This is a genomic window from Xanthomonas arboricola pv. populi (genome assembly GCF_002939945.1).
Taxonomy (GTDB): domain Bacteria; phylum Pseudomonadota; class Gammaproteobacteria; order Xanthomonadales; family Xanthomonadaceae; genus Xanthomonas; species Xanthomonas arboricola_A.
Genome location: NZ_MDEB01000013.1, coordinates 17669 through 42436, shown reverse-complemented (window position 1 = coordinate 42436; position 24768 = coordinate 17669). Strand labels below are relative to the sequence as shown.

The 24768-nt window shown below is 65.7% G+C and carries 14 protein-coding genes; 3 read left to right on the top strand and 11 right to left on the bottom strand.

The genetic code is table 11. The annotated features are described in order from the left end of the window. Positions 1-472: 472 nt before the first annotated feature. The 6 genes from XaplCFBP3123_RS21340 to XaplCFBP3123_RS20665 form a co-directional block, all read right to left on the bottom strand. A complete protein-coding gene (locus tag XaplCFBP3123_RS21340) occupies positions 473-739 on the bottom strand; it encodes a hypothetical protein (protein ID WP_146091407.1) in 267 nt (88 codons plus the stop codon). 242 nt (positions 740-981) lie between these two features. Next, entirely contained in the window at positions 982-4785 is a 3804-nt protein-coding gene (locus XaplCFBP3123_RS20685; protein ID WP_429001643.1) for a LamG-like jellyroll fold domain-containing protein, read from the bottom strand. Between the two features lie 88 nt (positions 4786-4873). Next, positions 4874-5917, bottom strand: a complete 1044-nt coding sequence (gene pelA, locus XaplCFBP3123_RS20680) for a pectate lyase (protein WP_104535738.1) — start codon at positions 5915-5917, stop codon at positions 4874-4876. After that, positions 5917-6894 carry a pectinesterase family protein gene (locus XaplCFBP3123_RS20675; protein WP_104535737.1) on the bottom strand — a complete coding sequence of 326 codons (978 nt, stop codon included), beginning with the start codon at positions 6892-6894 and terminating at the stop codon, positions 5917-5919. The genes pelA and XaplCFBP3123_RS20675 overlap by 1 nt, the downstream gene beginning before the upstream one ends. A gap of 12 nt (positions 6895-6906) precedes the next feature. Next, positions 6907-10110, bottom strand: a complete 3204-nt coding sequence (locus XaplCFBP3123_RS20670; protein ID WP_104535736.1) for a TonB-dependent receptor — start codon at positions 10108-10110, stop codon at positions 6907-6909. Positions 10111-10351: 241 nt separating this feature from the next. After that, positions 10352-13132 (bottom strand): TonB-dependent receptor, encoded by a 2781-nt coding sequence (locus tag XaplCFBP3123_RS20665; protein WP_104535735.1) that lies wholly within the window; start codon positions 13130-13132, stop codon positions 10352-10354. Positions 13133-13418: 286 nt separating this feature from the next. Between XaplCFBP3123_RS20665 and XaplCFBP3123_RS20660 the strand changes: the two genes are divergently transcribed. Next, positions 13419-14441 (top strand): sugar kinase, encoded by a 1023-nt coding sequence (locus tag XaplCFBP3123_RS20660; protein ID WP_104535734.1) that lies wholly within the window; start codon positions 13419-13421, stop codon positions 14439-14441. Between the two features lie 525 nt (positions 14442-14966). Here XaplCFBP3123_RS20660 and fabV read toward each other — a convergent pair. The 3 genes from fabV to XaplCFBP3123_RS20640 all read right to left on the bottom strand — a co-directional run bounded on the left by fabV (position 14967) and on the right by XaplCFBP3123_RS20640 (position 18278). After that, positions 14967-16175, bottom strand: a complete 1209-nt coding sequence (gene fabV, locus XaplCFBP3123_RS20650; RefSeq protein WP_104535732.1) for an enoyl-ACP reductase FabV — start codon at positions 16173-16175, stop codon at positions 14967-14969. Positions 16176-16500: 325 nt separating this feature from the next. After that, positions 16501-17133, bottom strand: coding sequence for a response regulator transcription factor (locus tag XaplCFBP3123_RS20645; RefSeq protein ID WP_104535731.1), 633 nt, complete (start codon positions 17131-17133; stop codon positions 16501-16503). After that, a complete protein-coding gene (locus XaplCFBP3123_RS20640; protein ID WP_104535730.1) occupies positions 17130-18278 on the bottom strand; it encodes a sensor histidine kinase in 1149 nt (382 codons plus the stop codon). Before XaplCFBP3123_RS20640 ends, XaplCFBP3123_RS20645 begins: the two co-directional genes overlap by 4 nt. Before the next feature lie 206 nt (positions 18279-18484). Between XaplCFBP3123_RS20640 and lldD the strand changes: the two genes are divergently transcribed. Beyond that, positions 18485-19648: an FMN-dependent L-lactate dehydrogenase LldD gene (lldD, locus tag XaplCFBP3123_RS20635; protein WP_104535729.1), complete on the top strand. Its 1164-nt coding sequence runs from the start codon at positions 18485-18487 to the stop codon at positions 19646-19648. A 77-nt stretch (positions 19649-19725) separates the two neighbouring features. Here lldD and XaplCFBP3123_RS20630 read toward each other — a convergent pair whose 3' ends face one another. After that, positions 19726-20643: a LysR family transcriptional regulator gene (locus XaplCFBP3123_RS20630; protein ID WP_047129873.1), complete on the bottom strand. Its 918-nt coding sequence runs from the start codon at positions 20641-20643 to the stop codon at positions 19726-19728. A gap of 112 nt (positions 20644-20755) precedes the next feature. Here XaplCFBP3123_RS20630 and XaplCFBP3123_RS20625 point away from each other — a divergent pair, with 112 nt between their 5' ends. Further along, positions 20756-21937: a TDT family transporter gene (locus tag XaplCFBP3123_RS20625; protein WP_104535728.1), complete on the top strand. Its 1182-nt coding sequence runs from the start codon at positions 20756-20758 to the stop codon at positions 21935-21937. A 44-nt stretch (positions 21938-21981) separates the two neighbouring features. Here the strand turns inward: XaplCFBP3123_RS20625 and ligD are convergent, their stop codons facing one another. Continuing rightward, complete coding sequence (gene ligD, locus XaplCFBP3123_RS20620; protein ID WP_104535727.1) at positions 21982-24762, bottom strand: non-homologous end-joining DNA ligase; 2781 nt, start codon at positions 24760-24762, stop codon at positions 21982-21984. Between the last annotated feature and the right edge of the window lie 6 nt (positions 24763-24768).

The window sequence follows — 24768 nt, the reverse complement described above, 5'->3', positions numbered from 1 at the left end:
GTCGGTGCCTATGAACGAGCCAGCATAGTGGTATTTGCCGTCTTGACCCAGGAAGCATCCCTTTGGGTGGTACCTACCGTCTTGACCAAGAAAAGCACCTTGCTCGTGGTATTGGCCGTCCTGGCCGGCGTACGAGCCTGCAGGATGATACTTGCCGTCTTGTCCTACGAACTGTCCCTTTGGGTGGTAATTTCCGTCGGTCCCCACGAACTCACCCCTTCGGCGATACTTGCCATCGGCTCCCAAGAACGAGCCTGCTGGATGGTATCTACCATCTGTGCCGAGGAAATATCCTTTTGGGTGGTACTTGCCATCAGTGCCAAGAAAAGACCCAGCCGAATGGTATCGCCCATCAACTCCTAGAAATTTTCCTGACACAGCGGCCTCCCCGTGGCTGCATTTGCTAGCTAACAAATGAGTTAAGCCGTGCCGCGAAGCAGCGCCGGCTTGGACGAATCGTTGGGCCAGACGTTTACTCTGCAATCCAGCCATTTCCCAAACACATATTGCATTCTTCGCCTTTGAATGTACCTGATCCGTCGCAATCGTGACACTTGATTGTTTTAGGTGGCGAAGCAGCATCCTGAAGGTCGCGCTCCCATTCCGCTTCTGCAATTTCAATCGCGTTCTGAGCATCTTCCTCAGAATCAAAATCTCCGAGATCGTGAACGGTATCTCCGAGTTTTATAGTGGCACGGAATTTGATCGGTAAAATAGTGCCGTTTCCATAAGTTGCCATGAAACTTTTCCTTGGCCTAAATATTTAATGGACCACGTAAGCGCGGCATAACACAATACTCGCCGACTCCCTGACTGCGGTCAATTGCTAGACATCTTTGAAGCTCATCGTTTTTCAGCTGGGTCTCTGCCTCTGACGCCGGTGTTACGCCGCTTCCTTGCGGACTCATCCTATTACGCCGATTTACTTGCGCCCTAACGCCGAGATCTGGTGAATCTGCCACTTGAGCTCGCTGCCTGCTTTCATGGCAATGCCAACGTGTTGTTACGTTGAGTCACCTCACCAACCTCACCTTCCGTCACAACGCGCAACCGTTTGCCCTTACCAGCGCTACCAGCCGGCACCGCCAACTGCACAACCGCCGACCTAGGCATTAAATCCCGCGGAGCCTCCAACGCCGGAAACGCGCCCCGCGCCAGCTCCTTCCCCCGCCCATCCACTAACACCACAAACCCGGCCGGCGCATCGGCATGGCCGAGGCTGTGCACAGTCACTTCGATGGCATCGGCAGTCACACGCACGTCGCCGTGACCGATGCCCAGGTCCGGGCGCAGTTCGACCGGGGTGGTGGCTGCGATGCGTTCGAGCTGCAGGACGGTGGTGCGGCCTGCGGGGAAGTCGATGTCGATGGCCGCGCTTTTTTCGAAAGCGCGCTCTTGCGTCTTGGCGTTGCTGTCGAGCTTGCCATCATTGCCTTTGCTCACGCCTTGGGTGATGCGCCATTGGCCTGGGGCGACGTTCCAGCCGGTCATGCTGGCGCGCTGAGGTTTACTGGAGGTGTTGTAGGCGATGACGGTGAAGCGGTCTTGCTGGGGTGCGGGGATGGCGATGGCTACTTGCGTTGCCGCTTCTGGATCGGCGAAGCGCCAGCTGACGGTGTGGCCGGGGTAGGTTTGATTGCGCTTGAGCGCCACGCCGCCTAGGCGTGCGCGCTGCAGGTTGACTGTGGGGGATTCCACGCGGTCGCTCCACCAGTGGCCTTCGGTGTTCATGTAGAAGTTCTGCAGTTTCTCTCTTGCCTCGCTGCGGTAAATGGCGGCGAGATAATCCAAGTTGCCGGTCTGCTCCCAGGCCACGTGGTGCGGGAAGTCCGGGGCGCTGCCGTCGTCCTTCTTTGCGGCGTCGATGAGCTTGCTGCTCCAGTCGCTGCGCTTGCCCATGACATCGAGGAAGTTTTCGTTGAGTAGCGACAGGCCATTGGGGCCGCTGTTGGCGACGCGGTAGTTAATCGGCTTGAGATAGCGCTGCTCGCCGGTGAAGCGATAGGCGGCCCAGAAGGTGTGCAAGGTGTCGGCGCCGCCGCTGCCTTCGAACAGTTCGCCGCCGCGGGTTTTGCCGGTTTGCCAGTTGATCTCGTTGGGCAGCGCCCAGTTGCCCTTGGCATTGGTGTAGGCGTGGGCGAGATAGCCATCCGCTAACCCGGTGACGATGCGGCGGCTGTTGGGGTCGGCGTTATAGCCGCCCAGCAGGATGGCCGGGTGCACGATGGGGAAGGAGTACGGTTTTTGCCATTGCCAGTTGGGCTCGCGGTAGACCTTGCGGCCGCCGAACCAGTTGCTGGCGAACAGCAGGTGGCCCTGCGGGTTGACCTGGATGATGGTGTCGAAGGCTTTCACTGTTTGCATCAGGCGCTCGACGGTGCGTGGGTCGCCCCAGTTGAGGTACAACAGGGCGCTGTTGAGGTTGATGCCCTCCTCATACGAGTGCAGCTCGTCGGTTTCGATGGTGGACAGGCCGTTGGTGAACATGCCGTTGCGGTAGTTGGCATCGGACAGCGCCAGCATGGAGGCGTTGAGCATGTCCGGGTCCACACCCATCAGCGCGACGCCGGGCCATTGCTGCACCAGGTCCGAGTCGTCGGAGATGCCGCCGCCGAAATCGCCGTAGGCCACCTGGCGCTGCTCGATCCACCAGCGGATGTAGCGGCGGGTGGCGCTGAGGTCTTGCAGCTGCCAGAACGCCCAGGCGGGCACGCCCTTGGGCACGGCCGGCATGTCCACGGGCAGCGTGCCCTGGTTGGCGTAGCTGATGTCGTTCCAGTATTCGCGTCCAAGCGCGTGGTCCGGGTCCACGCGCAGCAGGTCGGTGATGTCCGCATCCAGCCGCTTGTAGAGCAGCTGGCGCTTGGAGGTGGTGTGTTCTTCCACCAGAAAGCCCCAGTTGTCCTTGACCTGGTTGAAGCGGTCGGCGACGTGTTCCTTGAGTGCCTCGGCGCGAGGCTTGAACACCAGTTGCAGCTGGGTGCCGTCGAGCGCGTTGGCATCGAAGCCGGGCGCGGCGGCGGCGATGCTGAGCATCAGGCTGTCGTTGCTGAGGATTCTGTCGCGCAGGTCCAGCCACAGCGTGCGGGCCTGGCCGGGGGCGACCGCGACGGAGACGTCGATCATGTCGCGCGCGGGCCAGATGGGGTCCTTGATGCGGATGTTGAGCGGGATGCTGCCGTTGTGGGTGGCCGGCAGGTTGAGCGCCGGCAGGGTGATGGCGATGCCGTCCAGGCCGTCGTGCATGTTCTCCCAGCCATAGGACCAGCTGCGCATCAGCGCCTGGTCCGGCGGCGGGTTGCCCAGGCTGGACGGCACCAGGATGTGCGCGATGGGTTGCTGCGCACTCGCTGCGGCCTTGTCGCTGGGGCGCTTGCGTGCGGGTGCCTTGGTGGGCAGCGCGATGACGGTCTGGCGCTCGCCTGGCGGGTAGCGGCCGGCGATGACATCGCGCAAGGGGGCGAGGTTGTCGTAGTCGGGCTGGATGTCGCTGCGCACGGTGTAGCTGAGTTGCGCGCTGCCTTTGGGTACCTCGCCTGGCTGCACGTTGTAGGCCCAGATTTCCTGGATGGGGGTTTCCTGCGCGGTGTTGGCAAAGCGCAGCGTGCCGCCGCGGCGCTGGGCGAACTGGTCTACGCTGCGCACCACGCCCTGGCTGCGCGCGAACAGCGGCTGCGCCTGTGCGTTGGGCGCGGCGTAAGTGGCCTGGCCGTAGGCGGCGCCGCGCAGTTCGATACGGTTGACCGGCTCGTCCGGCAGGGTGAGGTCCAGCGCCTTGCCGCCTTCGACGTAGGTGTTCCAGTCGGGTAGCTGGAAGTAGTCGTCGCGCCCCGGCAGGCGCGAGCGGTTGTAGACGCCGGGCCAGGTGGTTTCGGCGATGCCGTCGGTGGCCTTCCACATCCATTGCTTGAGGTCGCGCGCGTCGGTGAACTCCACCTTGCGGATGCGGGTGACCGGTGCGGTGAGTGCAGGCGGTGCGTGGCCGTTGTCCCAGCCGTAACGGTGCAGGAAGGCGGCGTGTTGCGATGCCGGTGTGGCCAGCTCGGCGGTGGCGGGCTCCTGCAGGCGTGCGAGCGCGGCGGCGCCGCTGGCGTCGAGCATGCGGTCGTAGATGCGGATCTCGTCGAAGTCGCTGCCGCGCAAAAAGTTGTAGCGGCTCTGCACCTGGTGCGGTGACATCACGCGGCCGGCCAGGCCGAACTGGTCGAGCGCGGCGTCGAAGTCGAGCGCGCCGCCGTTGGCGCAGGGCGCACCGCAGTCCACGCGTGCGGCTTCCTTGCCATCGACATACAGGCGCACGCCGCGGGTTTCGTCCCAGGCAAACGCAATGTGGGTCCAGTCGCTGGCAGCCGGGGCCTTGTCGAGCTTGAAGGAGACGCGGGTGCGCGCGAGGTTGGCGTCGGTGACGAAGGCATCGAAGCCGTGGCCGTTCCAGTCGATGCGCAGCCAGGCCATGTCCCAGCTGGTGTGGTCGGCGTAGCCGACGCGGAAGATCACGAACGGCGCTTCGCCCACGGGATAACGCGCGCGCCAGAAGAAGCCGAGCGTGCCGCGCTGGGTGTAGAGATTGCCGGGCGCATTCCACGACAGCACGCCGTCGTCGGCCCATTCGATGGCGTTGCCGCGTTTGCCGGTGGGCACCAGCGTGATCTTGTCGCGGAAGTTGGGCACGCCGTCGCCGCGGGCCACATCGGCCTGCAGGTCGCGGTCGGCCGACACCCGGAACAACAGCTCCGGCTCGGTGGTGGTGGCCGCGCTCACCGGCAGCGCGATCAGGCACAACATTCCCAACAAGAACTTCGACACGCTCACCTCGTCAATTCCAAAACGTAAAACAGCCACCGCGCGCTTGCACGCGGTGGCGACGACGCACTTACAGACCGTTGGCGGTACGCCACTTGGGAATGTCGTCCTTCAACAGCTTGTCCGGCCAGGTGCCGTGCCAGGCATAACCGACGCGGCGCTCGTTGGGCACCTGCATGTACTCGGTCAAGGCCTTGCCGTCGCGGTTGGCATAGAGCGGGCGTTGATTCTGCAGGTCGTAGAAGCGTGCCCATAGTGACGCACCCGGTTGCGCGACGAGGATCACGTCCTGGCCGGTTTCCTGGGTGGGGTCGTCGATCTTCTTGGTGGCCAGATCGCGCATGCGGTGGGTATCGAACCAGCCTGCAGCGGCCTCGACCGATGTCTTGATCTGCACGGACGGGTTGGGCTGGCGCATCAAAAAGCGCACGATGTTCACCGACTCGCCGGAGGCCAGCGACGCCAGCTCATACGCGCGTGCCTTGGCCGGCTTGAGCGTGACCTCGTCGTACTGCGCGCCCCAGATGGTGAGGGTGCCGCCGATCTTGACCTGGGTGGCGAGCACGCACTCCAGCCCCTTGGTCACCGCCTGGCGCGCGCGTGCGCCGTGGCTGGCACGCAGCAGCGCGCCGGTGTCGCCCTTGCCCTCGCTGATGTCCTGCAGCAGGTTGAGCACGCGCACCATCGCATCGTCGTTGTAGGTGATCTGGTGATGGTAGGACGACAGGTCCGGGTAGAACTGCGGCCAGCCGCCGTTGGCGTATTGCGCGGTGAGCAGGTAATCCACGCCGCGCTTGGCGGCGGCCACGTACTTGGCGTTCTTCTCGGTCTTGTAAAGGGTGGAGAGATAGCCGATCTCGTAGGTGGTGGCCTTGTTGTCGATGGTGGCGTCGTCCTTGCGCCCGGGTTGCTGCAGCTCGGCGATTTCCGCAGCGGTGAAGGTGCGGGTGTAGTCCACGGCCACGCCCTTGTACTGCTTGGACCAGCCGCCGGAGGCGGTCTGCAGCAGCAGCATGTTGTCGGCAATCTTGTCGGCCAGTGCGGACAGCGGTGCCAGCAGCAAGGCGCCAGCGAAGGCGAGCGTGTGAAAACGGAGCAGGTGCGAACGGATCATCAGAACGGCCTCCAGGTGCCGAGGATGGTGTTGCGATCCAGCGCGGCGGCTTGCGCGGCGCTGAGCTGACGCGACCACTTGACCCGGCGCGACGGGTTGGCGCCGGCGCCGCTGCTCTGGTATTCGCTGTAGCGGGCGGTGGCCTCGTTGGCGGTGTTGCCCCAGTTGTTCCAGCCCTCGGGCACGATGTGCGCGCCAAGCTGGCTGCTGATGAAGCTCACGCTGGCGTACGGCCGCCACGGCCGGCCCAGGAACACGCGCGATACGCCGCTGGCAGCGGTGACGCGTGCATTGCGGAACACGAAGCCGTGTGCGCTTTCCTGCGGGGTGGAGGCGGCAGTGAGGTAGCCGTCGCCCAGCGAGTGCAGCTGGGCGTTTTCGAACAGTGCGGTGCCGCCGCCGAAGATGAAATCGACGGTGCCTTCCACATAGCAATCCAGAAAGTAGGACAGCGTGGGATTGCGCAGATACAGCGTGTCTTGATAACCGAGAAAGCGCACGTTGCGGAACGCGGCGCGATCGCCATCCACGCGCACCGCCACCGCCTGCCCTACCGGGCCGGCGTGATTGCCGAAGGCGAGTTTTTCTGCAGTGAAGTCGTTGCCGGCGATGATGACGCTGGACGAACCGGAGGTGCCGTACTCGGTGCCGGTGGCTGGATTGATGCGTGCGGCGTAGTTGTTGTAGGTGATGACGGTCTGGGTGGGGCCGGCGCCGGTGAGCCTGAGCGCCGGGGCGTTGGACGGCACCACGATCAGTTCCTGATACGTGCCGGCGCCGATGGTGATCTGCGCGCGTTTGCCGCCCTGCACGGCCGCGTCGATGGCGGCCTGCACGGTGCGGTAGCCGGCGCTGCCCTGCTTGGCCACGGTGTAGACCGGGTCGGCGGCGATGGCGGCGTTGCTGCACAGGCCTGCCACGGCCACCAACGCGGTGGCGGCCAACTGACGTAAGACGGTTCTGCGATGCAATTGCATGTCGCTCTCCTGTCAGAACTTGTAGCGCGCGCCGATGTAGTACTGGCGCCCGGTGACGGTGTACTTGTCGGGCAGTTCCAGCGTGGAATCGACGTAGCGGCGGTCGGGGGTGTCGAGCAGGTTGATGGCCTCAAACGTCAGCGACAGCTGGTCGTTGAGCTTGTAGGACATGTTGAAATCCACGTTTTCCACGCTGTATTTGCCGGTCACGTCGGCGGTGACCAGGCGCTTGCCATCCAGGTCGTAGACGTCTTCCTGGGCGAGGATGTTGTTGATGTAGCCATCGCGATAACTGGTGGACACGCGCGCACTGAAGCGGCCGTCGTCGTAATAGACGGTGGCGTTGTAGGACTGCGGCGAGAGGTTGAGCAGGTCGCGCTCGGTAGCGGTGGTGGTGATGCTGGTGTTGCTGCTGCCGGCGGTACTGAACAGGTAATTGATCTTGGAATCGACCTGGGTGTAGTTGAGCTGGATGCCGAAGTTGCGCCAGAAGCCGGGCAGGAAGTCGAAGGCCTGCTGGTAGGTCAGCTCGAAGCCCTTGAGCGGGCCGCCGGGCGTGTTGAAGTAGCTCTGCACGTTGAAGATGGTGTCTGGCGTGAAGCCTGCCGGCAGCAGGTCCAGCGAGTAGCCCATCGCTTCCCAGGTGCTGAGCACGCGGGTGCGCTGCACGTAGCTGTCGATGTCCTTGTAGAACACCGCCGCCGACAGCAGCGAGCCCTCGCGGAAATACCATTCGGCGCTGAGGTCGTAGTTGGTGGAGCGGAACGGGTCCAGCTTGGGGTTGCCCAGGTTGATCGAGAAGAAGCGCCCGTCGTCGAAATACTGCGTAGGGCCGCCGCTGACGCTGGGCGACAGATACGCCAGCGTGGGGCGCGCCATGGTCTTGGCCGCACCGAAGCGCAGCACTACCTCGTCGCTGACATCCCAGGACAGGTTCAACGAGGGCAGGATGTCGCGGTAGTTGTGATTGACCGTGGTGGGCACCAGCAGGCGCTCGCCGGCCGCGGCGGTGGCGCTGGCCACGCCGAAGAACGATTCGCAGTTGGGCGAAATCGCACCAGCGGCGGTGGCTGTGCACGGGGCATAGCCACTGGCGGCGATCTGCGTCTGCACATAGCGCACGCCCAGGTTGCCGCGCAGCGCGCGCCCCCACAGGTCGGTGTTGAAGTCCAGCTGCAGGTAGGTGCCCAGGCTCTTTTCGTTGACGGCGAAGTTGTTGTTGGACGAGCCGAAGTGGCCGACATCGGCCAGGCGGTAGTCGCCACCGGGCACGCCGGTGTCGCAGTCGCAATTGATGTTGAGCAGGTCGGCGACTTTCTGGAAATCCGGAATCACCCAGGTGGTGGGGAAGCTGCCGTTCAAGCTGCGGCCGAAGCCGTCCAGGTTGGTGCTCAAATCGCCCACGCCCACACCGGCCGGCAAGGCCTGCGTCAGGCGCCCGTAGGAAATGTTGCGCGACTCCGACGTGTCCATGTCGTAGTTCTTGTAGGCCAGCCCGGTGCGGAAGGTGAAGGTGGGGCTGATGTTGAATTCCAGATCCACCTTGGCGGTATCGAAGGTGTTGCCCACCGATTGCGGGTTGAGCCGCACCTCGCTGATGTTGGTGCCGCGCGCGGTGCCGTTGCTGTTGACCGGCACTGCGCCGTAGCCCAGCCACTGCCAGTTATTCGGGTTACCCGCATCGAAGGGGAAACTCATGCTGGGGTAATCGCCGCCACCGCGCCGGTCCAACACAAAACCATCGAGGTTGGTGTTGTCGAAACTCACCATCGAAAACTCGGGGCGTTCGTAGTCCGAGGTCGAGTGGCCGACCAATGCATTGACGCGCACCTGGTCGTTGAAGCGGTGCTGCAGGTCCAGGCTGAACTGCTTGAACTCGGTGGATTCTTCGATGTTGCTGGATTCGGTGCGGAAGTCGACGTTGTCGAACACGCCGTAGGTGAGGCGGTTCTGGTCGTCCACCTGCGCCTCGCGCACGGCGATCTGGGTCTTGCCGCCGAAGTTGGCGGTGCGGTGCAGGTTGGCGCCGACCGAGTCTTCGCGCTGGTCCTTGTCCAGCTTGGAATACAGCATGTCGAAGTTCAGCAGGGTGTCGTCGCTGACCTTGAACTGCAGCGCGCCGGTGACGCCCAGGCGCTTGATCTCGTGGTCGGTGCGGATGTAGCGCGGGTAGCGCGGAATCCAGGCGTTGGTGGCGGTTTCGTAGGCCTGGATGTTCTCCGGGGTGTTGGCCGGGCGCGCGATGCCGGTGCCGCAGTTGGTGGCGCTGATGCCGTAGCTGCCCCAGCCGTTGTTGCGGTCCTGGTTGGCCTGCGAGCCGATGCCGGCAGGGGTTTCGTTGGCCAGCGGGTTGCGCGGGGTCTGCGGGTTGTAGCCCACCGGCGAACAGAAGCCATAGGTGCCGTTGTTGGTGGCGGTGCTCTGGTTGGAGTTGCGGTAGTTGCCGTGCTCCCAGCGCACCGGGTTGTAGCCTTCCTCGCGCAGGTGGCGCTCGCTGTAGGACACCGACATCAGCGCGCCGACGCGGCCATCGGCCCAGATGTTGCTGATCAGGCCGGAAAAACGCGGGTCCTTTTCGCGCGAGAGATCGTTGTAGCCGTATTGGGTGGACGCGGCCGCTTCGAAGCCGTCGAAGTCGAACGGGCGCGAGCCGCGCAGGTCGACCGTTGCGCCCAATGAGCCTTCGTCCATCTGCGCCGACTGGGTCTTGCTGATGGTGACGCGGCTGAAGAGTTCGGAGGCGAAGGTATTGAAGTCGAAACCGCGGCTGCGGTTGACGCCATCGCTGCCGCTGCCGGCGGTGGCCAGCGCTTCCAGCCCATTGATGCGCACGCGGGTGAAGTCCGAGCCCAGGCCGCGCACCGAGATCTGCTTGCCCTCGCCGCCTTCGCGGTCGATGGAGACGCCGGCGATGCGCTGCATCGATTCGGCCAGGTTCAGATCGGGAAACTTGCCGATGTCTTCGGCATAGATGGCATCCACCTGCTCCACGCTGTAGCGCTTGGCATCGAGCGATTGCTGCAGGCTTTCGCGGTAGGTGGCCTTGACCTGCACGCGGTCCAGGTCCACCGCATCGGTGGGCGGTGTGGCCGGTGGGCCGACGGTTTGCGCGGCAGCGCTCACACCGTGCAAGGCCAGGACGATGGCCACCGACAGACGCGCGGCGGACAGGCAGGCGCCTGCCGCAGAGGCAGGACGACACGAACGGGCTTGCATGAGGCGGCTCTCTCCATGGCACTGGCTGCAACGACGCGCTCAGCCCCCAAGGCCATCGGCGTCGACATGAGCGACCGACAGCACCGCTGCGCAGTCGTCGGGCGACTGTCCGCTGCGTGGTGCCTGACGCTTCAAACATCACGCCCACCGCGTTGCATGCGTGCACCAAGCCAGCGCATGCGCAGCGATCAAGCGTCGGATCGGGGCCCGCTGCGCATGCGCGCAGCGGGCGGACAGCGGCTCAGAACTTGTAGCGCAGGCCCAGCAGGTACTGGCGGCCGGTTTCGGCGTACTGCAGCGGCAGCTGGCCGGTACGCGGCGAGGACACCCATTCGTCGGAAGCTTCGTTGGTGAGGTTGATGCCTTCCAGGCTCAGCTCCAGCTGCTTGCTGATCTTGTAGCGCAGCGAGGCGTCGAGGATGGTGGTGCCGGTCATGCCGTGCACGCCGTCGACGTTGAAGCCGGTTTCCGCACCCGGTGCCTGGGTAAGGTAGTCGTCGCGGTTGGTGGCCGACACGCGCCCGGCGAAGGACTCACCTTCGTAGAACAACGTGGCATTCCACGACGAGCGCGACAGCCCGAGCAGGTCGTTCTTCATCACCGGCGCGCCGCTGCTGGCCAGGTACTGGATCTGCGAATCGACCCAGGTGTAGTTGAGCTGCACGCCCAGGTTGGCCCACTTGCCCGGCAGGAAGGTGAAGGGCTGGGTGTAGTTGGCTTCCACGCCCTTCAATTCGCCGCCCGGGGTATTGAGCGGGATGCTGAAGGCGAAGTCGTCGTTGACGGTGGCGCCGGTGCCGTCCAGCAACGAGGCCGGCAGGCCGCTGCTGGAATACGGACGCACTTCGCGCGCGGTCTGGATGAAGCTCTCGATGTCCTTGTAGAACAGGCCGACGCCGAGCATGGCGCCTTCGTTGAAGTACCACTCCAGGCCGAGGTCGACGTTGGTTGCTTCGATCGGGTTCAGATCCGGGTTGCCGCCGGCCACGGTGCGCGCACCACCAGCCACCGCCACGGTCACGCCGGGGGTGAGGCTGCCCAGGCCCGGGCGGCTCATGACCTTGGCCGCGCCCAGGCGCAACAACAGGTCAGGCACCAGCTCGGCGACCAGGTTGAAAGAGGGCAGCGTGTTGTTGTACTTGCGGCCCACGGTGGTCAGCGCCGGTGCGTTGTTGATCAGCGCATAGCCGGTGGATTCCTGCTCGGTGCGCACATAGCGCACGCCGAAGTTGCCCGACAGCGGGATGGAGCCCAGGTCGGTGGAGAACTCGCCCATCAACCACACGCCGCGATCTTTTTCCTCGACGCTGCGGCTGTTGTTGACGCGCGGTGCCACGGCAAAGCTGCCGCTGTTGCTGTAGATGCCGAACAGGTCGGCTACCGCATCCAGGTTGGGCACGACCCAGCTGGACGGGCTGCCGTTGATGCCCTTGAGCCCGGCCTGTTCGGTCAGGTCTGCCGGCACGATGGTGCTGCCGTTGGCGAAGGTGGGCACGGCCAGTTCGTTGGCACGGCGCAGCTCGACGGTGCTGAAGCTGTAGTTCTTGGCCAGCACGCCGCCCTTGAGGCGGAAGCCGGGGCTGATGTTCCAGTTGAAGTCGATCTGGCCGGTGTCGAAGTCGTTGTCCACCGACTGCGGACGCAAGCGGATTTCGGCCAGTTCCCAGCCGGTGGGATTGGTCGGGTCGATGCCGTAGTTCAGCACCGGCGCGCGGCTGTTGCCACGGTAGTCGTAGCTGTACCCGTCGACGTCGTACTTGTCCATGATGATGGTGGTCTGCACCGGGTTTTCGTGCGCCGAGCGCGAGGTGCCGGCCCGGGCATTGATGCTGAAGTCGTCGTTGAAGCGATGCTCCAGGTCCAGGCTGACCTGGGTGAACTTGGTGTTCCACTCGTCGTGGCGGTTTTCCGAGCGGATGTCGACATTGTCGAACTCGCCATAGACCAGCGCGTTGTTGCGGATCTCGCCGTTACGCACGATGGTGCTCGGCTTGCCGTCGCGCTCGGGCCGGCGCGGGGTGAGCCCGTCGCGGTTGCGGCTGAAGGAGATCGCTTCGATGTAACGCTCGTCGCGCTTGGCGTCGATCTTGGAATACAACGCATCCAGCGACAGCGTGGTGCGCTCTGTGGGCTTCCACTGTAGCGAGCCGGTGACGCCCAGGCGCTCCTGGTCGTGGATCTGCTGGGTGTAACGCGGGAAGCGCGGGTGGTAGACATCGGCCGAGCGCGCCGCAGCAAACGGCGAGGCGGCACTGAAGTTGCCGTTGCTGGGGCCGTTGGCCCAGCGGCCGGTGTTGGCGCCTTCTTCCAGCACCTCGCGCTCGGTATAGGCCACCGACAGCAGGGCGCCAAAGGTGTTGTCGGCCCAGGTGTTGGCGATCAGCGCGGCCACGCGCGGGTTGGCCTTCTCGGCCATGCCGTTGTAGGCGGCCTGGCCGCTGGCGGCGAAGGTGAAGCCGTTGTAGTCGAACGGACGCGCGGTGCGCAGGTCGACGGTGGCGCCGAGCGAGCCTTCTTCCACATCGGCCGAGGCGGTCTTGCGCGCGATCAGCTGAGAGAACAGGTCCGAGGCGAAGACGTTGAAATCGAAGCCGCGGCCGCGGTTGGTGCCGCCGCTCTGGTCGCCGGCGCCCACGGTGGTGAGCGCTTCCATGCCGTTGATGCGCACGCGGGTGAACTCCGGGCCCAGGCCGCGCACCGAGATGGCGCGGCCTTCGCCGGCCTCACGGGTGATCACCACGCCGGGGATGCGCTGCAGCGACTCGGCCAGGTTGAGGTCGGGGAACTTGCCGATGTCCTCGGCGACAATCGCATCGACCACGCCGGCTTCGCCGCGCTTGATGTCCAGGGCCTTTTCCACCGAGGCGCGGTACCCGGTCACCGTGACGGTATCCAGGTCGACGGCCGGTTCTGCAGGCGCTTGGGTGGTTTCTTGTGCTGCCAGGTGGCCGCTCAGCGCAAGGCCGATCGACAACGCCAGCAAGGTAACCGGTGTCTTCCGGCTGGTGGTGCGAAATTGCATGTCCTCCCCTCCCAAGGGTCCATGAACAACATGAAAGTCTGGTTGCGAGCGGCAATGACACCGCTGGTCAAAACGACGTTACCAGCTGAATCCTCCCGTAACATCTTGCAGCGCAGCAGAAAACGTCACCAAATTTGCACAAAAGGGGTGCATGCGGTCACTGCGCGTCGCATCATGGACCTCGTCCGGTGCGTTCGGCGCCGGCTAGAATGACACCGATGGTCATCCTGACGCGCAGCGGTTCCCCCCACACCGTGACGCACCACACAGCCGAGGTAATTGCCACATGAGTCGTGCCCGTATCCTGTGCTTTGGAGAGTTGTTGCTGCGCCTGGGGGCGCCTGGTCACGAGCTGCTGCTGCAGCAGCCGCGGCTGGACGTGCATTGCGGCGGGGCCGAGGCCAATGTCGGCGTATCGCTGGCGCATTTCGGCCATGACGTGGCGATGGTCAGCACGGTGGCCGACAACCCGCTGGGCGCGGCGGTGCTGGGCGAATTGCGCCGCCACGACGTGGACACGCGCCACGTACGGCGGGTGGACGGCCGCATGGGCCTGTATTTCCTGACCACCGGCGCGATCCACCGCCCCAGCGAAGTGGTCTACGACCGCGCCGACTCGGCGTTTGCGCTGGCCCCGGCCGATGCCTACGACTGGCCGGCCCTGCTGGAGGGCGTGCAGTGGCTGCATCTGTCCGGGGTCAGCCCGGCGCTGGGCGCGGACGTGGCGCAGGCCACGCTGGCGGCCGCACGCGCGGCGCGTGCGGCCGGGGTCAAGGTCTCGTTCGACGGCAATTACCGGCCCAAGCTATGGCAACGCTGGCAGGGCGATGCGCGCGGCATCCTGCACCAGCTGTTCGCCTGTGCGGATGTGGTGTTTGCCGACTACCGCGACATCGGCGTGGTGCTGAGCGGCGAATTCCCGCAGGACACGCTGGAAGCGCGCGTGGAAGCGGCCGCGCAGCAGGCGTTTGCCGCATTCCCGCAGCTGCAGTTGATGGCCTGCACGCAGCGCGTGACGCACACCGTGGACCACCACAGCCTGGGCGCGATGCTGGTGCCGCGCAGTGGCGCGGTGGCGCGCGCGCCCAGCGAGGAACTGACCCCGATCATCGACCGCATCGGCGGCGGCGACGCCTTCGCGGCCGGCGTGCTGCACGGCCTGATCGCAGGCTGGTCGCTGGAGGACACGGCGCGCTTCGGCCTGGCGGCAGGCTGCCTGAAGCACTCGATTCCCGGCGATTTCAATCCGCTGTCGGTGGCCGATGTGCAGGCCTGCGTGGGGGATGCGCGGTTTGATGTGCGGCGGTGAATCGGGAGTGGGGAATCGGGAATCGCAAGGGCTGAAAGCGCTGGCGCTTCAGTCTGCTGGTCGCCCCATCTGGTTGAAACGCGGCAGCGTCTGCAGCGCGCAGCGGCGCGATCCGGTCAAGCGTGGCTAACAAACCTACCGGGCGGCCGTCACGCCGCCCGCTGCATCTGTTCCCCGCTCCACTTCAGTGAGCCACACGCGGACCGATCCCTTCTCCCCTCGGGAGAAGGTGCCCGAAGGGCGGATGAGGGTACGGCCGTTCGACGTTGCGCCATCCACTACGTCGGCAATGAAGGCGTCGCCGAGCTCGTCGACTAAGTAACCGGGAGCCACGACGCAACACTGCAGCAGCGCGCCGTACCAACGCGGCCGATCGCGCATCGCGCCGCGGAGCCACGCACCACCCCCACCACCGGCCCCTATGAAAACGGCCGGCATCATCTGCCGGCCGTTCTCAGACGCATCGAGCTGGCGACACCAAGCACGGAGTACCGCTCTTGCGATTCCCCATTCCCGATTCCCGATTCACCCCAACTCGATGCAGTCGAAGCTCACGTCCGTCTCCACATCGGCGTCGTAATCCACATCGTCGCGCTCGAAGCCGAACAGCTTGAGGAACTCGTGCTTGTAGCCGGCGTAGTCGGTGAGCTGGAACAGGTTCTCGGTGGTGACCTGCGGCCATAGCGCCTTGCAGGCGTCCTGCACGTCGTCGCGCAGTTCCCAGTCGTCCAGGCGCAGGCGGTTTTCGTCGTCCACGTCGGCAGGCTGGCGGTCGTCGCGGTACAGGCGCTCGCGGAACAGGCGGTCGAGCTGCTCGATGGTGCCTTCGTGCAGACCCTTTTCCTTCATGATCTTGTAGACCATGGAGATATACAGCGGCATCACCGGAATCGCCGCGCTGGCCTGGGTGACCACCGACTTGAGCACCGCCACATTGGCGCTGCCGCCATGCTTGCCCAGGCGTGCATTCAACCGCTGCGCGGTGCGGTCCAGGTCGACCTTGGCCTTGCCCAGCGCACCGTGCCAGTAGATCGGCCAGGTGATCTCGGTGCCGATATAGCTGAAGGCCACGCTGCGCGCGCCGTCGGCGAGCACGCCGGCGCCTTCCAGCGCGTCGATCCACAGCTCCCAATCCTGCCCGCCCATCACGGTGATGGTGTCTTCGATCTCCTGCGCGCTGGCCGGCTCGATCGAGGCCTGGATGATGGTGTCCTTGTTGGTGTCGATGGCGGTGGCGGTATAGGTCTGGCCGATCGGCTTGAGCGCCGAGCGCTTCACTTCGCCCGTGCCGGGCAGCTTGCGCACCGGCGAGGCCAGCGAATACACCACCAGGTCGACCTGGCCGCCCATCTCGGTCTTGATCAGCTCGATGACCTGCGCCCGCGCGGCATCGGAAAACGCATCGCCGTTGATCGACTTGCTGTACAGGCCCGCGGCCTTGGCGTGTTTGTCGAACGCAGCGGAGTTGTACCAGCCGGCGGTGCCGGCCTTGCTGGCGCTGCCGGGTTTTTCGAAGAACACGCCCAGCGTGTCGGCGCCGAAACCGAAGGCGGCGGTGATGCGCGAGGCCAGGCCGTAGCCGCTGGACGCGCCGATCACCAGGACCTTCTTCGGGCCGTCATTGCGCACGCCGCGCGCACGTGTGGCGGCGATCTGCTCGAGCACATTGCGCTCGCAGCCAAGCGGATGCGTGGTGGTGCAGATGAAGCCGCGCACTTTGGGATGGATGATCAACGTGGACTCCTGGTCAGCAAGATGCTGGCGGCATTTTAGAGCGTGTGACGCACTTTGGGGCGAGCTGCGTTGGCCACCAGCGGTGCGGAGCGGATGCTGCGTGGCGCCCGCCTGGCGACGCCAAGACACGGAACGCGCGCGCATCGTCGGCTTGCTGGCGAGACAGCCGAAGGCGCACCACACGCTGCCGAATGGCGATGCGTGAAGACGCCCGCCATCGCCCCCGGCTGCTGCCCAAGGATGTGTGTCCCGACGAGTATCGCGATGCGCTGATGGGCGCTGCCCTTCTTACGATTCCCCAATCCCGATTCCCGTTTCCCCGCCCTCAAATCACCCGCAACGTGATCGCCTTCAACACCGCGCGCGTGCGGTCGCGGGTACCGAGCTTCTCCAGGATGGTGGAGACGTAGTTCTTCACCGTGCCTTCGGCCAGGAACAGGGTGCGGGCGATCTCCTTGTTGGAATAGCCGCCGGCGAGCAGCCGCAGGATCGCCACCTCGCGCTCGCTGAAGGTCTCGCGCGGGGGCTGCTGGTCGCGGAACTGGTAACGCGCGCGCACCGGGTCGGTGCTGACCGGCTGCAGCAGGGTCTCGCCGTGGGCGACCCGCTCGATCGCCTCGCGCAGGTCTTCCGGGGCGGCGTCCTTGAGCAAAAAGCCCTGCGCGCCGGCCTCGGTGGCGCGCAGCAGCAGCTCGCTGTCGTCGAAGGTGGTCAGCAGCAGCACCGGGGTGCGGTCGCCGCGGGCGCGCAATTGCTGCAGTGCCTGGATGCCGTCCAGGCCGGGCATGCGGATGTCGCTGAGCACCACGTCCACCGGGGTGCTGACGAGCGCGTCCAGCAGGCCCTGGCCGTCGTCGGCCTCGCAGACCACCTCCACGCCCTGTTGCTGCAACAGCGCGCGCAGGCCGGCGCGAACCAGGATCTGGTCGTCGGCCAGCGCGATGCGATGTGCACTCATGCCGGTAGCCTCGCCATCAGGTGCATGCCGCCAGTGGGTGTGCGGCCAAGTTCAAGCTGCCCGTGCAGGGCAGCCAGGCGTTCGCGCATGCCGGTGATGCCGTTGCCTTCGCGGATGCGCTCGGCGCGGCGGCCATCGTCGCAGATGTCCACGTACAGCTGCGCGCCCGCGCAGTGCAGGCGCACCGCGACCTCGTTGGCGTCGGCATGCCGCACCGCGTTGGTCAGCGCCTCCTGTACCAGCCGCAACAGCAGCTCGGCCACGCAGGCATCGGTGATGCGCACGCCCGGGGCGATCTGCAGGCGCAGCGCCGGGCGCGGGAACGGTGCGGCCAGCGCGCGCAAGGCGGTGTGCAGATCCAGGCCCTGATCGTCGCGCAGCGACTGCACCACGTTGCGGATGTCCGACAGCAGTTCGGCCGACAGCTGCTCCACCACCGCAATCTCCTCGCGCCGTGCCAGTGCCGCGTCGGCGCCGAGCAGGCGCAGATTGATGCGCATGGCGGTGAGTTTGTGACCGGCCACATCGTGCAGCTCGCGCGCCAGCCGCAAACGCTCGGCATCGCGCGCACTGTCGGCCAGCAGCGCGCGGGTGGCCAGCAGATCGGCATTGACGTAGGCCAGCGCATCGCGCGCGCGCTCGGCAGTGCGCGCGTAATGCGCGGTCAGCGCGGCGAAGGCCTGGAAACCGGCGTAGATGCCGACGATCAACCACGCGCGCTCGAACCCGGCCTGCACCAGCAGCGCATACATGCCCGCGTTCAACGCCAGCGCCAGCAGCAGCACGCGCGCAGGCGGCCAGGTCATGCCCGCCTGCGCCACCAGCATGACCAGCAGCACCGGGGCGGTGCCGGCACGCGGTTCCATCCAGACCAGCAGCAGCGCCATGACCGCTTGCAGCAGCGTTGCGCCATTGCGCAATGCATGCATTGGCGGCAACACGGTGTGCAGCAGGAACAACGCGGTGAAGCCGGCCAGCGCGCCCCAGCGCCAGGCGCCCTGCGGTGAGGCGTCTGGCACGAACGACAACGCCACCGCGGCAATGGTGAACGCGCCGGCCAGACGCAGCGGTTGCAAGCGATGAAACAGGGAAGAGGTCATGCGGCGATGCTGACGGCCGCGCGGCGGCGCGGCAATGGTGTACATGCAGAAAGTGACTTCCGGCAGGTGGTGGGCGATGACCGCGGCTCCCGTCGTCGATGCGGCGCGTCCGCACACTGGCACGACCAACCCACCCCATCGCCACGGAGTCACGCCATGTCCGCTTCCAGCCGGCCGAACGCGCAGCGGTCCACCTGCCACACCGATGGTCTTACACTCAGCGGCTACCCCGTAGCTGCCGTTCGTCTTTGATGATCATTTCCGCCGCTTCCGACTACCGTGCCGCTGCGCAGGCACGCCTGCCGCCGTTCCTGTTCCACTACATCGATGGCGGCGCGTACGCCGAGCACACCTTGCGGCGCAATGTCTCGGATCTGGCCGATATCGCGCTGCGCCAGCGGGTGCTGCGCAATATGTCGGACCTGCGCCTGAGCACCGAGCTGTTCGGCGAGACGCTGGCGATGCCGGTGGCGTTGGCGCCGGTCGGGCTGACCGGCATGTACGCGCGGCGAGGCGAAGTGCAGGCCGCGCGCGCGGCGGCCGCACGCGGGATCCCGTTTACGCTGTCCACGGTGTCGGTTTGCCCGATCGAGGAAGTGGCGCCGGCGATCACGCGGCCGATGTGGTTCCAGCTGTACGTGCTCAAGGACCGCGGCTTCATGCGCAACGCGCTGGAGCGCGCCAAGGCGGCCGGGGTGACCACGCTGGTGTTCACCGTGGACATGCCCACGCCGGGCGCGCGCTACCGCGATGCGCACTCGGGCATGAGCGGGCCCAACGCGTCGCTGCGGCGCATGCTGCAGGCGGTGACGCATCCGCGCTGGGCCTGGGACGTGGGCCTGCTGGGTCGCCCGCACGATCTTGGCAATATCTCGACCTACCGCGGCAGCCCGACCGGCCTGCAGGACTACATCGGCTGGCTGGGCGCCAATTTCGACCCGTCCATCGCCTGGAAAGACCTGGAATGGATCCGCGAGTTCTGGACCGGGCCGATGGTGATCAAGGGCATCCTGGACCCGGACGATGCGCGCGATGCGGTGCGCTTCGGCGCCGACGGCATCGTGGTGTCCAACCATGGCGGCCGCCAGCTCGACGGCGTGCTGTCCAGCGCGCGCGCATTGCCGGCCATTGCCGATGCGGTAAAGGGGCAGCTGAAGATCCTGGCCGACTCCGGCATCCGCAGCGGCCTGGACGTGGTACGCATGCTGGCGCTTGGCGCCGATGCGGTGCTGCTGGGGCGCGCGTTCGTCTATGCGCTGGCGGCCGGCGGCCAGGCCGGCGTGGAGAATCTGCTGACCCTGATCGAGCGCGAGATGCGCGTGGCGATGACCCTGACCGGCACCCATTCGATTGCCGAGATCAGCAGCGATGCGTTGAGCCGGGTGACGCGTGGGATGGAAGAAGCACAAGCTTGAGCTTCGCGTTGGTCACCTTCGATGAACTGCACGGTCACCGGGCGCTTGGCGCTCCGATCGGCTTGGCAGTGGTGCGGTCAACCGTGGTGCGTCGCTGCGCCCGCGTCGTCTTTGAAGTTCCGGCACGCCCTCCCGAACGCGTCCAGGCTCTGGGAGACGAACTTTTCGCGGTGGCGGATGAGGAAGAAGCGTCGTGTCAGCGAGGGAAGCACACCGGTGAGTGCCACCAGTTGTCCTGACGCCAGCAGGTCGCTCACGACCCAGCGGGACAGGCAACTGATGCCGATGCCTTGCGCCAATGTGTGCTTGATCGCCTCCGAACTTCCCACCTGCTGCGTCTCGGACAAATCATGCAGGTGACGCAACAACAGCAATTCCACTTCCTCCCGGGTACCCGAGCCCGATTCGCGCAGTAGCCAGTCGGCCCGGCGAAGATCTGCCTTCGTCACTTTCGACGCGTGGGCCAGCGGATGTCGGGCCCCTACGACGATCAGCAACTCGTCCACCAGCCAGGGCTCGGCCTGTAGCTCAGGAAGGTGGCACGGTCCTTCGATCAGCCCCATGTCGAGTTGAAAATCGGCCACCTTGCGTGCAATGGCGGCACTGTTGGCCAAGTCGGCATCCACCTGAAGCAACGGGGCCGCCTTGCGCAGCGCTCCGAGCAGGCGCGGCAGGATGTAGTTGCCAATCGTGGTGCTGCATCCGACCCGCAAGCGGGCCTTGCGGTCGCCGGCACCGGGCCGGTAGGCCGCCTCGATCTGCTGTGCCGCATCCAGCAATTGCCTGGCTTGCGGAAGCAGACGCTGGCCTTCGGTGTTGAGGACCAGCCGCTTGCCCACACGGTCGAACAACCGCGTTCCCAGCACACCCTCCAACTCGTTGAGCGAGGCGCTGGTGGCCGACTGCGACAGCGAGACCGCCACCCCGCCGCCGGTGGTGCTGCCGGTTTCGGCGATGGCACAAAAGATCTGCATCTGACGCAGGGTCAGCCTCATCTGCATAACCTTCCAGACAGGTAACAGTTAGCGATATTACCCGTTATCCGAATGAGCCGGCGCGCTCTAGACTTGCTCCATCGCCTCTGCATCGCTAAACGGACCCATTGCCATGCGTGAAAGCAGACTGAGCGCCATCGTCGGCGACCACCGGCCCCTGGCGGGCCTCTCCACTCCCAGGGAAGCCATCCGGCAATTCACCCCGAACTGGTTTGCCGCCACCATGGGCACCGGGATTCTTGCGCTTGCCTTGGGACAGCTGCCGTTTGCAGCGCCCTGGCTCAAGACCATTGGGGAACTGCTGTGGTGCTTCAACATCGCGCTGTTCGTCGTGTTCAGCGTCCTGTATGCCAGCCGCTGGATGCTGTTTTTCGACGAAGCCAAGCAGATCTTCGGCCATTCCACCGTCTCGATGTTCTTCGGCACCATTCCCATGGGCCTGGCGACCATCATCAACGGATTTGTGCTGTATGGCCTGCCGCGCTGGGGGAGCGGAGTGCTGCCGCTAGTCGAGACCTTGTGGTGGATCGACGTGGCCATGTCGCTGGCATGCGGGGTGCTGATCCCTTTCATGATGTTCACCCGGCAGCAGCACAGCATCGACCAGATGACCGCCGTCTGGCTGCTGCCTGTGGTGGCTGCGGAGGTCGCCGCAGCCAGCGGTGGCTTGTTGGCACCGCAACTGGCCGACACGGCCGGCCAATACACGGTACTCATCACCAGTTACGTGCTGTGGGCCTACTCGGTGCCGGTGGCGCTGAGCATCCTGGTCATCCTGTTGCTACGCATGGCACTGCACAAGCTTCCGCACGAAAGCATGGCCGCATCCAGCTGGTTGTCGTTGGGACCGATCGGGACCGGCGCGCTGGGCATGCTGGTGCTCGGCGCCGATGCGCCGGCGATCTTTGCCGCGCAGGGATTGAGTGCCGCCGGGAGCATGGCAGCCGGCCTTGGCCTTATCAGCGGCTTGCTGTTCTGGGGGCTGGGCATGTGGTGGATGGCATTGGCGGTGCTCATCACCGCGCGCTACGTCAGGAAAGGCATTCCTTTCAACCTCGGCTGGTGGGGTTTCACCTTCCCGCTCGGGGTGTATGCGGTAACGACCTTGCGCCTGGGAGCGAGCCTGCATCTGGTGTTTTTCCAAGGCCTGGGCACGGCGCTGGTGGTGTTGCTGGCGGTCATGTGGGGGCTCGTCTTTTCCAAGACGGTAGCCGGTGCCTACCGGGGCAACCTTTTCGTCTCGCCCTGTATCGCGTCCTTGACCAAGCCAGATGGAACCCAGCGCCAGCGCTGAGCCTGCGCGGGGGGCGGCGGCGCCGTTGGTGGCCGCCGCTATGCTCAGCGCGCGTTGTCGGCAGTGGGCAAGAACTGCCGCAACGCCAGCACCGATTCCCAGGGATCTGCACGCTGACGCTTGGCGCGCTGCAGGGCCTTGTCCATCGGGAAGGCATCCGGGCCGCTGATCTTGCCGAGTTCTTCCCAGCGTAGCGGCACGGCGACGGTGGCCTTTTCGCGCGCGCGCAGTGACCACGAACACACGCTGGTATTGCCGCGCCCGTTGCGCAGCCAGTCGACGAAGATCACGCCGTGGCGCTTGGCCTTGCTCATGGTGGCCACGTAGCGGTCCGGGGCGTGCGTGGCCAGCGCCTGGGCGAAGGCCTCGCAGAAATCGCGCGCCTGTTCCCAGTCCGCTTCCGGCACGATCGGCACCACCACGTGCAGGCCCTTGCCGCCGGACAGGCGCACCGCGCTCTCCAGGCCTGCGCTGCGCAGCTTGGCGCGGATGTCGCGCGCGGCCGCCACCACGTCGGCCCAGGACACCCCGTCGCCCGGGTCCAGGTCGAACACCAGCCGATCCGGATGCTCCGCATCGTCGACCTGCGCGCCCCAGGGATGCAGTTCCAGCGTGTTCATCTGCACCAGCTCGAGCAGGCCGGCGGCATCTTCGACGTAGATGTAATCCTCGGTGCCGCTCTTCTGCTGCAGCGGAATCGCCTTGATGTGCGTGCCCAGGTGGCGGCCTTCGTGCTTCTGGAAAAAGCAGTCGCCACCGACGCCATCGGGGCAGCGCAGCAGCGACAAGGGGCGGCGTGCGATCTCTGCCAGCACCAGCGGCGCCACTGCGCGGTAATAGTCGGCCACATCGCCCTTGCTGATGCCCGCTGCGGGAAACACCACCCGCTCGGGATGGGTGATGGTGATGCCGTCCGTCGACGTGGCTGTGGATTTGGATGTTGTGGATCTGGATGTTGTGGACTTGGGCGCCGTGGATTTGGAGACCGTGGACGTGGGCGCTGCAGCCTTTTTGGATGTCGTGGTCGCGGTCGTCTTCGATGCCGTCGACCGCACGCGCTTGCTGGCGGTGCTGGTGGATGGGTCGACCGTCGTTCTGGAGGTTTTCTTCGTTGCCACCTTGCGCGCAGGCGCGGCGGTCGCTGTCGCAGCACTGCCTTTACCTGCAGCACGCGCCTTGCCCGGCGCGGCGCGGTCGCCGCCCAACTCGCTCATGGGTTTGTCCTCGCGCAGACGCTTGAACGCGGCCTGCCGCAGCAGGCCTTCCTTCGCCCAGCCGCGGAAGGCGACCTCGGCGATCAAGACCGGCCGTACCCAATGCACATCGCGTGGCCGCCCCGGGATGTGCGTCGGCAATTCCAGCGTGGCGGTGTCGCTGTGCAGCGCCTGCAGCAGCGCAGTGATCTTTGCCAGCAAGGCATCGTCGAATCCGGTGCCCACACGCCCGACATAACGCAGCGTCTTGCCGTCGCGCTGCGCCATCAGCAAGGCGCCAAAGCCGCTGCGTGCGCCCCTGGGATCGGTGTAGCCCACCACCACGAACTCGTCGCTGTCCTCGTGCTTGGTCTTGACCCAATCGGCGCTGCGTCCTGCGCGATACCGCGCATCGGCGAGCTTGCTGACGATGCCTTCCCAGCCAGTGCCGGCGCTGGCCGCGAACACCTGCGGGCCGTGGCCGATCACATGGTCGCTAAACGCCAGCGTGCCCGGCTCCTCGCCCAGCAAGTCGTGCAGCAATTGCTTGCGTTGCAGCAGCGGGGTGTCGCGCAGATCCACCCCGGCGACGCCGAGCAGGTCGAACACGATGTAGCGCAGCGGCTGCGTGACGCTGCCATCGAGCGCACGTTGCAGTGCCGAGAAATCGGTGCGCCCTTGCGCGTCCAGCACCACCAGCTCGCCATCCAGGCGCGCATCGTGCACCGGCAAGGCCTGCACTGCGCGCACCACCTCCGGGAAGCGCTGCGTCCAGGCCTGGTCGTTGCGCGAGCGCAGCTGCACATCGCCATCGACCAGATCGGCCAGCAGGCGGTAGCCGTCCCACTTGATCTCGTGCAACCAGCGCTCGCCATCGGGCGCCTGCTCGCGCAGCAAGGTCAGTTGCGCGCGCAGCTCGGTGGGACATGGCGCATCGCGGGCGCCGTCCAACGCCAGGGCGCGGGTATGCCAGCGCTTGGAACTTGCACGCCCTGGACGTGCGCGCTTGCTGGCCGCCGGCGACGTCGCGGCGCTCGCTTTTGCCGTCGGCGCACGCCGCGCCCGGCTGGCCTTGGCACGGGTCGCCGGCGCGGCCACTGCCGATGTGTCGGCGGTCTGCTGCGCCACCAGCGCATCGGCATCCAGATCGGCCGCATACGCATCGGTGCGCTTGAACAGCAGCCACTGTGGTTTGCCGCCCCGCATCTGCGTGCGCACCAATGCAAAACCGCCGCGCAGCAGCGTGCCCTGCAGTTCGAATTCCAGCTTGCCCGCTGCCAGCGCCGCCAACGCATCGCCTTCGCAATGCCAATGCCCGTGGTCGAACACATCCACATGCCCGGCCCCGTAATGACCTTGCGGGATATCGCCTTCGAAGCTGGCGTACGACAACGGGTGGTCTTCCACCTCGACCGCCAGGCGCTTTTCGCCAACGCGCAACGAGGGGCCCTTGGGCACGGCCCAACTCTTGAGCACGCCGTCGAGTTCCAGACGGAAGTCGTAATGACGCGAGCTGGCGTGATGCAGCTGCACCACGAAGATCGGCTGCTTGCTGGCGCGTGTGGGCGTGTCGCCGGCCGGTTCCGGGGTCTGGTCGAAGCGGCGCTTGGCATTGTAGTCGTGCAATGACATGGGCTC

Coding starts and splice junctions, on each gene's coding strand:
- XaplCFBP3123_RS21340 (WP_146091407.1), bottom strand. CDS start 739: ATGGCAACTTATGGAAACGGCACTATTTTACCGATCAAATTCCGTGCC.
- XaplCFBP3123_RS20685 (WP_429001643.1), bottom strand. CDS start 4,785: ATGTTGTGCCTGATCGCGCTGCCGGTGAGCGCGGCCACCACCACCGAG.
- pelA (WP_104535738.1), bottom strand. CDS start 5,917: ATGATCCGTTCGCACCTGCTCCGTTTTCACACGCTCGCCTTCGCTGGC.
- XaplCFBP3123_RS20675 (WP_104535737.1), bottom strand. CDS start 6,894: ATGCAATTGCATCGCAGAACCGTCTTACGTCAGTTGGCCGCCACCGCG.
- XaplCFBP3123_RS20670 (WP_104535736.1), bottom strand. CDS start 10,110: ATGCAAGCCCGTTCGTGTCGTCCTGCCTCTGCGGCAGGCGCCTGCCTG.
- XaplCFBP3123_RS20665 (WP_104535735.1), bottom strand. CDS start 13,132: ATGCAATTTCGCACCACCAGCCGGAAGACACCGGTTACCTTGCTGGCG.
- XaplCFBP3123_RS20660 (WP_104535734.1), top strand. CDS start 13,419: ATGAGTCGTGCCCGTATCCTGTGCTTTGGAGAGTTGTTGCTGCGCCTG.
- XaplCFBP3123_RS20645 (WP_104535731.1), bottom strand. CDS start 17,133: ATGAGTGCACATCGCATCGCGCTGGCCGACGACCAGATCCTGGTTCGC.
- XaplCFBP3123_RS20640 (WP_104535730.1), bottom strand. CDS start 18,278: ATGTACACCATTGCCGCGCCGCCGCGCGGCCGTCAGCATCGCCGCATG.
- lldD (WP_104535729.1), top strand. CDS start 18,485: ATGATCATTTCCGCCGCTTCCGACTACCGTGCCGCTGCGCAGGCACGC.
- XaplCFBP3123_RS20630 (WP_047129873.1), bottom strand. CDS start 20,643: ATGAGGCTGACCCTGCGTCAGATGCAGATCTTTTGTGCCATCGCCGAA.
- XaplCFBP3123_RS20625 (WP_104535728.1), top strand. CDS start 20,756: ATGCGTGAAAGCAGACTGAGCGCCATCGTCGGCGACCACCGGCCCCTG.
- ligD (WP_104535727.1), bottom strand. CDS start 24,762: ATGTCATTGCACGACTACAATGCCAAGCGCCGCTTCGACCAGACCCCG.